Raw genomic sequence first — 12,295 nt, forward strand, 5'->3', positions numbered from 1 at the left:
TATGAAAGACTGCTGGCTCAATAACCCGGTGTCAATTAAATCGGGGGAAGATTCCGGCCCTGCCGGGCCGCCACTGAGCCCAAACGTTAGTGCGCAACACCATGCGAAAGCAGTCACTCTATCTTGGGGCACTTTTCTCACTGTCTGTTGTGGCGGCAATCTATCAGGCAATCCTTTACTGGCATGGGGTTGATGAGTCAGAAAATCTACTGGCTACTTGGCAATTTATTTTCATCGTGCTGATCGTTCTTTGGGTCGATGCAGACAGTAAAAATTTCCCAAACATCTATCGCCCATTTGAGTATGGTCAACTGGTTTTCTTCTTTTGGTTGCCCTACTTGCCGTTTTATCTGTGGCGCACTCGACGCGCATTTGGTTTATTGCTGCTATTAGGATTTGTGCTCTTGTTCTTCCTTGGTTATTTTGCACAACTGGTCATCTATCTGCATCGGCATTACCTGTCTTAAGGAGCAAGTTCTTAAATGCTGATGGAGACACTGCAGGATGGGGCTGAGTCATTCAAAGTTTCGCTATACGGAGCCGCAACAAATTCGCCGGTGGTGCTTTTTGCGGTGGGAGCGGGTGGCCAGCCGGAACGTCACGCTACGCTTTTGGATGCTTTGGCTGAATCCGGTTGCATGGTTGTTGCGCCGCATTTCGAGCGCCTCGCTTCACCGGTTCCCAGGGAAGAGGAATTGACTCTCCGGGCAAGGCGTTTGTCCTTCGCACTCGACGCATTCGTTCGACCCGGTGCAACAGCGATGGGTGTGGGGCATTCTATTGGTGCAGCGACCCTTGTCGCGCTGGCTGGAGCTCAAATGTGGTTAGGGCCTGGTCGGCGCGTCAATATCACACAGGACAGTCGACTAACTCGTCTAGCCCTCTTGGCGCCACCGACTGGATTTTTTCAAGCGCCGGGGGCGCTTGATGCAGTGCGGGTTCCAGTTCTGGCATGGGTGGGTTCGGCGGATAACATCACGCCTCCCGCCCAAACAGAATGGTTGGCGCATGCCATGCGCGATTGTCACACTGTGGATGTTCGCGTCACTGAGGGTGCCGGCCATTTCTCGTTCATGGATATTCCCCCGCCACAAACAACAGAGCCCTTGCAAAATAAGCAGGCATTCCTTCAAGCGTATTCCAGTGAGGTTTGCAGGTTCGTGGTTGGCTAAGGAGCGCCGACCGTGACAAACGGCGTGGGCACGTATAACAATTCGTTCAAGCGGACGTCTCTTATGAGCCGCCGTTAAACTCAAACATTGGGCAGACTATGATCATGACGCGTGAGAACAGTGAGGCATTCGCGGCCCGATGGGCGGAGGCATGGAATCGTCGTGCCATCGAAGCAGTCCTGGAGCACTTCCATGAGGACATTGTTTTTACCAGCGCCACCGCTCTCGCGGTAGTGGGCTCGCCCACTGTCCGCGGTAAAGAGGCGCTCCGCGCGTATTGGGCCGCGGCACTTGCGCGCATCGGCTCGCTTCGGTTCACCGTGGATCACGTGCTGTGGGATCCTGTGCGTCGCGAGCTTGCCATCATCTACACGTCCGATACCGATGGAAAGACCAAGAGGGTGTCTGAGAACCTCACATTCAACGAAGATGGGCAGGTAGTGGCCGCTGAGGTGTTTCACGGTGCCCCCATTTCGGCGTGAGTACAGCCCCATGCTGCCCAACAATACGCTCGTGAAACCTCAATCCAGGTCCTCCACCACGCTGCCGATTCAGCACTTTGAGCGACAAAAAGACTGGGCTCGTTGGCTAGAAGAAAACCACAGCTCGTCGAAAGGCGTGTGGTTACAACTCGCAAAAAAAGGGAGCGATATACCGTCCGTTTCGTACGATGAAGCCATCGAGGTCGCGCTTTGCTTCGGATGGATAGATGGGCAAAAGAAGACGCACAGCGAGCAATTCTGGCTTCAGAAATTCACTCGGCGCTCGGACAAAAGCGTTTGGTCCAAGCTCAATAAAGACAAGGTCTTTGCGCTAATTGAAACAGGGAAAATGAAGCCTGCTGGACTGCAGGAAGTCGAGCGCGCAAAAAGCGATGGACGCTGGGACGCCGCCTATGACTCGGCCAGCAAAGCCACTGTACCAAGTGACTTTCAAACCGCACTGGACAGCAATACGCGAGCCAAGGATTTCTTTGGAACTCTTGATAGCCGGAATCGATACGCGATCCTCTTCAGAATTCAAACGGCCAAGAAGGCCGAAACACGCGCGAAGAAAATTGCCCAGTTCGTACAAATGCTAGACCGACACGAGAAGGTGCATGCTTGATCAATTCATCAACGCTGCCGGCGATGGCATTTCCTTCGGCGAATTCACCACCACCAGCGCTGCGGACTGGCCACCCAGGGCGGCGCGGCAGGGGTACGCGTCAAGCTCAACGGCGTCTACCAGTGCAACGGCGCGGACGCCACCAGCTACTGCCTGGGCGACGGCGTGAATGGCCAGGTGACCAATGCCGGCTCCTGGAGCTGGTCGCGGGAACTGAACCCCGATACCTACACCCTCATCCACCTCCCTTCCCTTCCTTGCCTTGCGGCCTGGAAGGTTTTTTTTGCCCTGCGCAGCGGCGTGTCCGGTATGCGTAGCAGCGAACGGCGACGGGATTCACGCAGGCAAGGCCGCCATCTGATGTCATCAGGCTGAAATATTACAATTGCAACAAATCTGCGTTAAATTGAGCCGCTGTCTTCTGACAGCAGGGGGTAAACACCCGTCTGCTCGGCCCTGAATCATCAATTTATTCGGAGAATCCAACGTGTACTTATTCTGCCGCCTGCCCCGGTTCAGTCGGAATGCAGGGTTCACTTTGCTTGAACTGCTGGTTGTGCTGGTCATTCTGGGGTTGCTGGCGGGCTACGTTGCGCCCAAGTATTTTGCCCAGGTGGGCAAGTCGGAAGTGAAGACCGCCAAGGCGCAGATCGATGCCCTGGAAAAGGCACTCGACCAGTACCGCATCGACACCAGCCGCTATCCCAGCACCGAGCAGGGTCTGGCGGCGCTGAACGCCAAGCCGGCCGACGAAGCGCGCTGGGATGGCCCCTACCTCAAAAAGGCCGTCCCCAACGACCCCTGGGGCAAGCCCTACCAGTACCGCGCGCCGGGCGAACATGGCGAGATCGACCTGTTTTCGTATGGCCGCGACGGGGTGCCGGGCGGCACCGGCAATGACGCTGACCTCAACAACTGGTAAAGCCACGGCATGCGTTATCGGGTAAAGACCCTACGCCCGGGCAGCGGCGTCGCCACGTTGACGGTGGAAGCGCTCGACGAGAGCGAAATTGCCAGCCGTCTGCAACGCGAGGGCGCGCAGGTAATCTCGATCACGGCCGAGCGCAGCGGCCTGCTGGCGGCACGGCGCGCACGCTTTCCGCTGCTGCTGTTCACGCAGGAGCTGATCGCGTTGCTGGATGCGGGCCTGACGCTGACCGAGGCGCTGGAAACCCTGGCGGAAAAGGAAAGTCGTCCCGAATCGCGCCAGCTGATCGACCGGCTGCTGAATACCATGCGCGAGGGGCGTCCCTTCTCTGCGGCGCTCGCGGCGCAAAGCGAGGCGTTTCCGCCGCTCTATGCCGCCACGGTGCGCGCGGCCGAAAGTACCGGCGACCTGTCGCCTGCCCTCGCCCGCTTTGTCGGTTACCAGAACCAGATCGACACGGTGAAGAAGAAGGTGCTCTCGGCTTCGATCTACCCTATGCTGCTGGTCGGCGTCGGCACGCTGGTGATCGGCTTTCTGCTGGCCTACGTGGTGCCGCGCTTTGCCACGGTGTATGCCGACTCCGGGCGCGACCTGCCCTGGATGTCGCAGATGCTGCTGAACTGGGGCGAAATGGTCGAGGCGCACGGCGGCTGGATCGCGCTGGGCGTGATTGGCTTCTTTGCCGCGATTGCGCTGGCGCTGGCCCAGCCAGCCACCCGCGCCGCCCTCACCCGCCTGGCCTGGCGCACCCCGGCCATCGGCGAACACTTGCGCACCTTCGAACTCGCCCGCTTCTACCGCAGCCTGGGCATGCTGCTGGTGGGCGGGATTCCGATCGTGTCCGCGCTGGGCATGGTGTCGAGCCTGCTGTCGGCGCATCTGCGCGCGGGCGCAGCCACCGCGGCGGACGCGATGCGCCGGGGCGAAAGCATCTCGGCGGCGTTTGCGCTGGGCGATCTCACCACGCCGGTCGCCGCCCGCTTGCTGCGGGTGGGCGAAAAGAGCGGCCGCATGGGCGAAATGATGGAACGCATCGCCATTTTTCACGACGAGGAAATGGCACGCTGGGTGGACTGGTTCACCCGTCTGTTCGAGCCGCTGCTGATGGTGTTCATCGGCCTGACGATCGGTCTGATCGTGGTGCTGCTGTATATGCCGATTTTTGAACTGGCAGGATCGATCGAATGAGCGTCGATCAAATGAACGTGGCATTGCCCACCCTGAGCGCCGAAACGCTCGTTAGCCTGCGCGAGCAGGCGCGCGCCGCCAGCCAGCCGCTGATGCAGCGGGTGCAGGAGCAGTTCGGCCTCGCCGCCGATGATGCCCTGCATCTGCTGGCCGCACACAGCCACCAGCCGGCCTTCGAAATGAGCGCGCTGAATACGCTGGCGGTCGATTTCAGCCAGCTGGGTTTCAACGAGGCCTCGCGCCGCCACTGCCTGGTTGCGCGCGATGCCGATGCCCAGTTGTGGCTGCTGCTGGCCGACCCGTGGGACAGCGCCAGCCGCGCCTATGCCGCGCATGTGCTGGGCGCGCCGTTCAAGACCGCGCTGACGCACCCGGCCGATCTGGCTGCGCTGATGGCGCGCCACGAGGAAGGCCTCAACGCGATGGAAGGGATGGGCGGCGGCGGCGTCCAGGCTGCTCAGGACTCCGGCGCCGAGGCGCTGTCCTTCGCCAGCATCGCCGAGGATGCCAGCCCGGTGGTGCGGCTGGTGCGCTCGACGCTGTACGACGCGCTGAAGGCCGGCGCATCGGACATCCATCTGGAAACCGATCCGCGCGGGCTGACGGTGAAATACCGCATCGACGGCGTGCTGTCGCACGTTGCACAGGTGCCGGGCACGGAAACCGCCGAGCAGGCCGTGTCCAGAATCAAGGTCATGGCCGAGCTCGACATCGCCGAGCGCCGGGTGCCGCAGGACGGTCGCTTCAAAGTGGCGATGCAGGGGCGCGAGGTCGATGTACGGGTGTCGATCATGCCGAGCGTGTTCGGCGAAGACGCGGTGCTGCGCATCCTCGACCGCCAGGCGCTGTCCGAGGAACTGCGCGGGCTGACGCTGGAAGGCCTGGGCTATGCCGGCATGCCGCTGGCGCGCATCCGTAAGCTGGCGGCCGAGCCGTACGGCATGCTGCTGGTGACCGGGCCGACCGGCTCCGGCAAGACCACCACGCTGTACGCCGCGATTTCCGAAATCAACCACGGCCGCGACAAGATCATCACCATCGAAGACCCGGTCGAATACCAGTTGCCCGGCGTGCTGCAGATTCCGGTCAACGAGAAAAAAGGCCTGACTTTCGCGCGCGGGCTGCGCTCGATCCTGCGCCACGACCCCGACAAGATCATGGTCGGCGAAATCCGCGATGCCGACACCGCACAGATCGCGGTGCAATCGGCGCTCACCGGCCACCTGGTGTTCACCACCGTGCACGCCAACAACGTGTTCGACGTCATCGGCCGCTTCATCCACATGGGGGTCGATCCCTACAGCTTTGTGTCGGCGCTCAACGGCATCGTCGCGCAGCGCCTGCTGCGGGTGAACTGCCCGCACTGCGCCGCGCCGGCCGTGCCGTCGGACGAATTGCTGGAATTGTCCGGCCTGACGGCGGACAAAACCCGTGGCTTCGACTTTCGCCAGGGCAGCGGCTGCGGCCAGTGCCGCGGCAGCGGCTACAAGGGCCGCCGCGCAGTGGCCGAAATCCTGCTGCTCACCGACGAGCTGCGCGAACTCATCGTCGCCCGCGCGCCCATCGGCCAGATCAAGGAAGCTGCCGTGCGCGGCGGCACCCACAGCCTGCGCGAAGCCGCGCTGGCACTGGTGAAATCGGGTGATACCACCCTCGAGGAGATCAATCGTGTCACGCTGGTCGGCTGATCCCTTGCACATCGCGCTCGCGCCTGGCGAAGTCGCCCTTCTGGCGGGCAGCGAAAGCCGCCTGCTGACGACCGAGGCGCATACGCCCGCCAGCCTGCTGCCCTTGCTCGACGCGGCTTTGGCCGATGCCGTATGGCCGCGGCGCCGGATCACGGTGGTGCTGTCGCAGCAGTTCGTGCGCCCGGTGCTGACGCCGCCGCCCGGCAAGGCGCTGGCGCAGGACGAAGAGGCGGCGCTGGTCGTCGCCAGCCTGCGCGAGATTTACGGCGACGAAGCGGCCAGCTGGCGCATTGCCGTGCATAGCCAGCCGCCGCATGCCGGCCTGCTGGGCGCGGCAGTCGACGGCGCATTCATGCAGCAACTGGACGACTTGCTGGCGCGGCACGGCTGTCGCAGCCTCTCGATCACGCCGCTGGCGAGCCACGCGGTGCGGCGCCTGCCGCCGCGTTTCGACGGCTGGTGGATTGGCGTCGAACCCGGCTGGGCGACGCTGCTGGGCGCCCATGCCGGCATCTGGCAGCACGTGGCGGCACAACCGCTGGGCGCCGACTGGCGCACCGCCCTGCCGGAATGGCTGGCGGCCGAAGCCGGCGGCGCGGCCGCGCCGATCGCCCGCCAGGCCTGGCTGCAGCCTTTCGGGCTCGGCGCCGTGGGCAACCTGAAAGCAGCAGACGACTGGCAGTGGCATACCTTGCCGCACGACGCGCAGGCGCACGGCGCCGCTGCGCTGGTGGAAATTTAAAATGGCGGAGATTTGAAATGGCCCGTCTGAACCTGGATTTCCACCGCGCTGACCGCTTCCGGCTCGATGCCCTGAGTATCGGGTTGCTGCTGGCGGGCGCGCTGGTGCTGGCCTGGGTGGGCGCGCAATGGCTCGCCGCACGCGACACCGAGGCCGCACAGGCGGGCGCCCTGCTCAAGCTGGAACAGCGCCCCGCGCCCAAGCGCACGGTGTCGCGCGCCGACAGTGCCGCGCAGGCGGCGCACGAACGGATTGCGGCGCAGTTGAACGCAGGCTGGCAGCCCGCATTCGATGCCTTGGCGGCGGCCCGCAGCGGCAAGATCGCCCTGCTTTCGCTCGACGCGGTGCACGCCAAGCGGCAGATCAAGCTGGTGGCCGAGGCCCGCCATCTGGCGGACGCCGTCGAATTCATCGAGGCCCTGCAGCAGCAGCCCGGCGTCCTGCGGGCAGTGCTGGTCCAGCACGAAATCGAAGCCGATGCCGAGTACCAGCCGGTGCGCTTCCAGGCGCTGGTGGAGTGGCGCGCATGAACGCGGCGCTGATGGGATGGCGCCCATGAACATGGCGCTCTGGCAACTGCGGCAATGGGGACGCCGCCTGGGCGCGGGCGGCCTGCTCGGTCTGGCCCTGCTGGTGCTGGCGCTGGGCGCTTTCTTCATGCTGGTGCGACCGCTGCACGTCCAGGCGCACGCCCAGCAGCAGCGCATCGACCAGTTGCGCGCAACCGGGCAAACCGTTGCGGCCGCACCTGTGACGACGGCCCCCGATCCGATTGCCGCGCTGCCGCCCGACAGTTCGGCGGCCGCCACGCTGGGCGAGCTGGAGCAACTGGCGCGCGCGCACGATTTCGAGCTCACACGCGGCCAGTACAGCGTCGCCACCGTCAACACCGGGGGCGACGATGCGGCCCGGCTCGCGCGCTGGCAAATGGTGTTTCTGGTCCAGGCGAGCTACCCCGAGCTGCATGCCTTTGTCGCCGCTGCGCTGGAGCGCCTGCCGAACCTGACGCTGGACGAGGTGAAGCTCAAGCGTGAGCGCATCGAGGACACGGCATTGCAGACCGAATTGCGTTTCAGCCTGTTTGTGGAGACCGCGCCATGACCGAAGGCCGCCGCCGCGCCCTGCTGTTCGGCACGCTCGCTGTCGCGCTGGCCTGGTCGGGCTGGCTGGCGTTGAATAGCGAACCGGACGACGACGCAGCCGATCTGGTTGAAGTGGCGGATACGCTCGCACGCCCGGCGCGTACGGCCGAACCCGCGAACGTGCGCCCGTTGCAGGCGACGCCGTCCGCCAAACCGCGGGCGCCGTCGGAAGCCGCGCCGCGCATGGCCATTGCCCGCGCCGATCTGTTCCCCAAACAGACCTGGTATATCCCGCCGCCGCCACCCCCGCCGCCGCCGCCCCCACCTCCTCCTCCGCCGCCGCAAGCGCCGGCCCTGCCCTTCACGTACATGGGCAGCTGGCAGGAGGACAGCACCACGACGTATTACCTGACGCGCGGCAGCATGCCGGTCAGCGTGCGTGCCGGGCAGATCCTCGATGGCGCCTGGCAGCTGGAGCCGGTCACGGGCAAGACTTTGAATTTCACTTATTTACCGCTGAATCAGGTGCGCAGTCTGCGCATGGGAGACTAAATTGCAGCACGCCAATCTCACACTTCTGTTTGCCGCGCTGCTCGGCACTGCGGGCCTCGCCGGTTGTGCCAGTCCGGGTCTGACCGAAGGGCAAGCGCTGATCGGCAGCGGCGCGACCGAGGCGGGCCTCGCCCGGCTGCAAGCCGGCATGGCAGAAGAGCCCGGCAATCTCGAGCTGAAGTCCTACTACTATACTCAGCGCGAAAAGCTGGCGAGCCAGTGGTTGACGCAGGCACAGCAGGAAATTGGGCAGGGCAATTTTGCGGCCGCCGAGGCAAGCCTGAACAGGGTGCTCAGCATCCATCCGGAAAACCCGCGTGCCAAAGTGCTGTTGGCGAGCCTGGAAGGCGAGGTGGCGAACAAGCGTTTGCTGGACGAAGCCCGCACCGCGCTCGACCAGAACAATCCCGCGCTGGCGGCCGACAAGGTACAGCAGGTGCTGACGCAATCGCCGGGTCACGCGGGCGCCATCGACATGCAGCGCAAGATCCAGCTGGCGCGCGCGCAGGAAGAAAACGCGCCGCGCGAACTCAGCGCCAGCAGCCGCAAGACCATCACGCTCGAATTCCGCGATACGCCGCTGCGCAATGTGTTCGACATGATTTCGCGCCAGTCCGGCATCAACTTCGTGTTCGACAAGGATGTGCGGCTCGATACCAAGGCCACGCTGTTCGCCCGCAACACCACGGTCAGCGAGGCGATCAGCATGCTGCTCGGCACCGGCCAGCTTTCCCGGAAAGTGATGGGGCCGAGCACCTTGCTGATTTATCCCGACACCCCGCCCAAGCAGAAGCAGTACCAGGAGCTGATGGTGAAGAGCTTTTATCTGGGCAACGCCGATGCGAAAAGCACCATGGCGATGCTGCGCGTGCTGATCAAGACCAAGGACATGTACGTCGACGAGCGCCTCAACCAGCTGGTGATTCGCGATACGCCCGAAGCCATCCGCCTGGCCGAGAAAATCATCGCCACGCAGGATCTGGCCGAGCCCGAAGTGATGTTGCATGTCGATGTGCTCGAGGTGAAACGCTCGAAGCTGCTCGATCTGGGGGTGCAGTATCCGAACCAGTTCACCGTGATCAACCCCAGTACGCTGACCTCGGCGCTGACGCTGGAGAACCTGAAAAACATCAGTGCGAGCACGATTGCCGTGAGCCCGGCCCCGGCAGTCAACATCCAGCAGGACAACAGCGACGTCAACATTCTGGCCAACCCGCGCATCCGGGTGAAAAACCGCGAAAAGGCCAAGATTCACATTGGCGACAAATTACCGGTGATCACCACCACCTCCACCGCCAACGTCGGCATCAGCGAATCGGTCGCCTACCTCGACGTCGGTCTCAAGCTCGACGTCGAGCCCAGCGTGCTGATGCGCGACGACGTGCAGATCAAGGTCAATCTGGAAGTCTCCAATATCGTGAAGGAAATCCGCAGCCTCAGCGGCACCCTCACCTATCAGATCGGCACCCGGACCGCCAACACGGTATTGCGTCTGAAAGACGGCGAAACCCAGGTGCTGGCGGGTTTGATCTCGGAAGAGGAACGCGGCTCGTCGACTGGCATTCCCGGCCTGTCCGACCTGCCCATTCTGGGACATCTGTTCGCCACCAAGAGCAATGAGACCATCAAGACCGAGATCGTCCTCTTGATCACGCCGCATATTTTGCGCAATGCCGAAGCGCAACAGGCGGCCCTGACCGAATTCCGTGGCGGTACCGAGAACTCGATTGGCGGTGGCAGTGGTGGCGGCGGGGGTATCAGTGTGCCCGTTTCGCCGGCCATTGCGCCGCCGGCACGCGGTCAGATCAGCGCACCCGATCAGATGGTCGAACCCCCGGCTGCCCCGGATAGCGAGCCTGAGCCTGTGCCTGCGCTGCCCCAGGCGCAGCCGTTCCAGCCCTGAAATTGACCATGTCCTTGCGGCGCGGCGGCGGCTTCAGCCTGATCGAATTGATGGTCACCCTGGCCATCCTCGCCCTGCTCGCCAGCGTGGCCGTTCCGTTTGCCCAGCTGGTGCAGCAGCGCCACAAGGAAACCGAGTTGCGCGAGGCACTGCGGCAGATTCGCGGCGCGCTCGACGCCTACAAGCTCAACGTCAAGGAGGGTCGCATCCAGAAGAGCGAGGGCAGCAGCGGTTATCCGCCGGATCTGGACAGCCTGTGGAAGGGCGTGGCCGATCAAACCCAGCTCGATGCCGCAAAGAAGCTCTATTTCCTGCGCCGCCTGCCGCGCGACCCGTTCTATCCCGATACGGCGGCGGCCGCTGCCGACACCTGGGGCATCCGCAGCTATGCCAGTCCGGCCGAGGCGCCAGCCCCGGGCGACGACGTGTTCGATGTGTATTCGCTGTCGACGGCGCGCGGCCTGAACGGCGTGCCTTACCGGGAATGGTGACGCTATGCTGAAACGACGCGGATTCAGTCGGGGATTCACGCTGGTCGAACTGATGGTGGTGATGGCCATCGTGGCCCTGCTGCTGGCGTTGGCGCTGCCACGCTATTTCAATCACCTGGAAAGCTCGCGTGAAACCATCCTCAAGCAGGATCTCGCGGTGATGCGGGACGCCATCGACAAATTCCACGGCGACCGCGGCCGTTATCCCAACAGCCTCGACGAACTGGTGAGCGAACGTTACCTGCGTGCGCTGCCGGTCGATCCGATTACCGATCGCAGCGACACCTGGCAGGCGGTCGCGCCTGCCACCAACGAAGCGGGCGAGAGCGAAACCGGCGAACTCTATGACATCAAGAGCGGAGCGCCGGGCACTGCGCGCGACGGCAGCGCCTATGCCGACTGGTAAATCCGCCCAGTCCGGATTCACCTATCTGTTCGTTCTGATGCTGATTGCGCTGATCGGCATGGGGCTGGTCGCAGCGGGCACGCTCTGGAGCACCGATGTCAAACGCGCCCGCGAAGCCGAATTGCTGTTCATCGGCGATCAGTACCGCCAGGCCATCCGCAGCTATTACGAACGCGAACCCGGCCAGCCACGCCTGCCGCAATCGATCGATGAATTGCTGGAAGACCGCCGCGGCGTCGAGATCGCGCGCCATCTGCGGCGCGCATATCGCGATCCCTTCACCGGCAAGGAATTTGTACTGATCCGCTCACCCGACGCCCAGGGCATCATCGGCGTGCACAGCCCGTTCGACGGCCGGCCGTTCAAGGTTTCAGGATTTTCAGCAGAAAACGGCGCGTTCGCCGAAGCCACCCGTTATGCGGACTGGCAATTCGTATTCACCGCGCCTGTGCCCGCCACACCGGTTGCCGGGGCCAGCTCGGGCGCGCCTGCCCCTTAAGCTTCGTAGCCTTCGCGGTGGGTCGCGTTGATGGTGCGCAGCAATTCGCGGAACGGAATGCTGCGCTCGTGTTTCTTGAACAGGTCCATGAAGGGCAAATCGCCGCCCTGCCCAACGCCTGCATATTTTCCCGACACCATCGACTCGTGCAGCTCACGCAACATGGTGTCGAGCGAGTCGAGATACGGGGTATAGGTGGCGGCCTCATCGTCATCGTGTTCGAGGCAGGCGCGCAATTCGTCCACTTCGTAAACTGCTTCATGAACAAGGTCGACCAACTGATTGAAGTTTGATGGTTTTTTCATTTCGAATTCCGTAGATTTAATAGCACAGCAGTAAAACAAAACAGGGGCAAACGCCCCTGTTCGTGTAGGTGCCGCCTGAAGTTTAGCGCTTGACCGGCTTGGCCGCGATTTCTTCCAGACGTCGTGCCTTGATGACCTGGCCGTTCAGCGCCGCATCCTTGGCGCTGCCGCCGTAAGCCACCACCATCAGCTGGCTGTAATACATCACGGGAATGTTGAACTTGGTGCCGTA

16 protein-coding genes are annotated in these 12,295 nt (G+C 63.1%); 15 read left to right on the forward strand and 1 reads right to left on the reverse strand.

The features are described from left to right. Positions 1 to 89 precede the first annotated feature (89 nt). From IV098_RS15655 to IV098_RS15725, 15 genes are all read left to right on the forward strand, one after another. Positions 90 to 467 carry a hypothetical protein gene (locus IV098_RS15655; RefSeq protein ID WP_296890756.1) on the forward strand — a complete coding sequence of 126 codons (378 nt, stop codon included), beginning with the start codon at positions 90 to 92 and terminating at the stop codon, positions 465 to 467. 15 nt (positions 468 to 482) lie between these two features. After that, positions 483 to 1,172 carry a hypothetical protein gene (locus tag IV098_RS15660; RefSeq protein ID WP_296890758.1) on the forward strand — a complete coding sequence of 230 codons (690 nt, stop codon included), beginning with the start codon at positions 483 to 485 and terminating at the stop codon, positions 1,170 to 1,172. 98 nt (positions 1,173 to 1,270) lie between these two features. Then, a complete protein-coding gene (locus tag IV098_RS15665) occupies positions 1,271 to 1,654 on the forward strand; it encodes a nuclear transport factor 2 family protein (protein ID WP_296890760.1) in 384 nt (127 codons plus the stop codon). A gap of 10 nt (positions 1,655 to 1,664) precedes the next feature. After that, on the forward strand, positions 1,665 to 2,279 hold the full coding sequence (locus tag IV098_RS15670; protein ID WP_296890762.1) for a YdeI family protein: 615 nt from the start codon (positions 1,665 to 1,667) through the stop codon (positions 2,277 to 2,279). A gap of 487 nt (positions 2,280 to 2,766) precedes the next feature. Continuing rightward, positions 2,767 to 3,201, forward strand: coding sequence for a type II secretion system major pseudopilin GspG (gene gspG / locus IV098_RS15675; RefSeq protein WP_296890764.1), 435 nt, complete (start codon positions 2,767 to 2,769; stop codon positions 3,199 to 3,201). Positions 3,202 to 3,210: 9 nt separating this feature from the next. Continuing rightward, the gene (locus tag IV098_RS15680) at positions 3,211 to 4,395 is read left to right on the forward strand and encodes a type II secretion system F family protein (protein WP_296890766.1); all 1,185 of its coding nucleotides are present in this window, start codon (positions 3,211 to 3,213) and stop codon (positions 4,393 to 4,395) included. Beyond that, complete coding sequence (locus IV098_RS15685) at positions 4,392 to 6,083, forward strand: GspE/PulE family protein (protein WP_296890768.1); 1,692 nt, start codon at positions 4,392 to 4,394, stop codon at positions 6,081 to 6,083. The genes IV098_RS15680 and IV098_RS15685 overlap by 4 nt, the downstream gene beginning before the upstream one ends. Next, entirely contained in the window at positions 6,064 to 6,825 is a 762-nt protein-coding gene (locus tag IV098_RS15690; protein WP_296890770.1) for a hypothetical protein, read from the forward strand. Before IV098_RS15685 ends, IV098_RS15690 begins: the two co-directional genes overlap by 20 nt. Before the next feature lie 17 nt (positions 6,826 to 6,842). After that, positions 6,843 to 7,355, forward strand: coding sequence for a hypothetical protein (locus IV098_RS15695; RefSeq protein ID WP_296890771.1), 513 nt, complete (start codon positions 6,843 to 6,845; stop codon positions 7,353 to 7,355). 25 nt (positions 7,356 to 7,380) lie between these two features. After that, the gene (locus tag IV098_RS15700) at positions 7,381 to 7,926 is read left to right on the forward strand and encodes a hypothetical protein (protein WP_296890773.1); all 546 of its coding nucleotides are present in this window, start codon (positions 7,381 to 7,383) and stop codon (positions 7,924 to 7,926) included. After that, positions 7,923 to 8,459, forward strand: a complete 537-nt coding sequence (locus tag IV098_RS15705; protein WP_296890775.1) for a hypothetical protein — start codon at positions 7,923 to 7,925, stop codon at positions 8,457 to 8,459. Before IV098_RS15700 ends, IV098_RS15705 begins: the two co-directional genes overlap by 4 nt. 1 nt (position 8,460) lies before the next feature. Beyond that, the gene (locus tag IV098_RS15710) at positions 8,461 to 10,362 is read left to right on the forward strand and encodes a secretin N-terminal domain-containing protein (RefSeq protein WP_296890776.1); all 1,902 of its coding nucleotides are present in this window, start codon (positions 8,461 to 8,463) and stop codon (positions 10,360 to 10,362) included. 8 nt (positions 10,363 to 10,370) lie between these two features. Continuing rightward, positions 10,371 to 10,853: a type II secretion system protein gene (locus IV098_RS15715; protein ID WP_296890778.1), complete on the forward strand. Its 483-nt coding sequence runs from the start codon at positions 10,371 to 10,373 to the stop codon at positions 10,851 to 10,853. Between the two features lie 4 nt (positions 10,854 to 10,857). Next, positions 10,858 to 11,259 carry a type II secretion system protein gene (locus IV098_RS15720; protein WP_296890780.1) on the forward strand — a complete coding sequence of 134 codons (402 nt, stop codon included), beginning with the start codon at positions 10,858 to 10,860 and terminating at the stop codon, positions 11,257 to 11,259. Then, complete coding sequence (locus IV098_RS15725) at positions 11,246 to 11,758, forward strand: type II secretion system protein (RefSeq protein WP_296890781.1); 513 nt, start codon at positions 11,246 to 11,248, stop codon at positions 11,756 to 11,758. Before IV098_RS15720 ends, IV098_RS15725 begins: the two co-directional genes overlap by 14 nt. On the opposite strand, the gene IV098_RS15730 is transcribed toward IV098_RS15725, so the two are convergent. Beyond that, positions 11,755 to 12,063 (reverse strand): hypothetical protein, encoded by a 309-nt coding sequence (locus tag IV098_RS15730; RefSeq protein ID WP_296890783.1) that lies wholly within the window; start codon positions 12,061 to 12,063, stop codon positions 11,755 to 11,757. The two genes, IV098_RS15725 and IV098_RS15730, sit on opposite strands and share 4 nt — an antisense overlap. Positions 12,064 to 12,295: the final 232 nt, after the last annotated feature.

It is taken from the genome of Thiobacillus sp. (assembly GCF_018780105.1).
Classification (GTDB): domain Bacteria; phylum Pseudomonadota; class Gammaproteobacteria; order Burkholderiales; family Thiobacillaceae; genus Thiobacillus.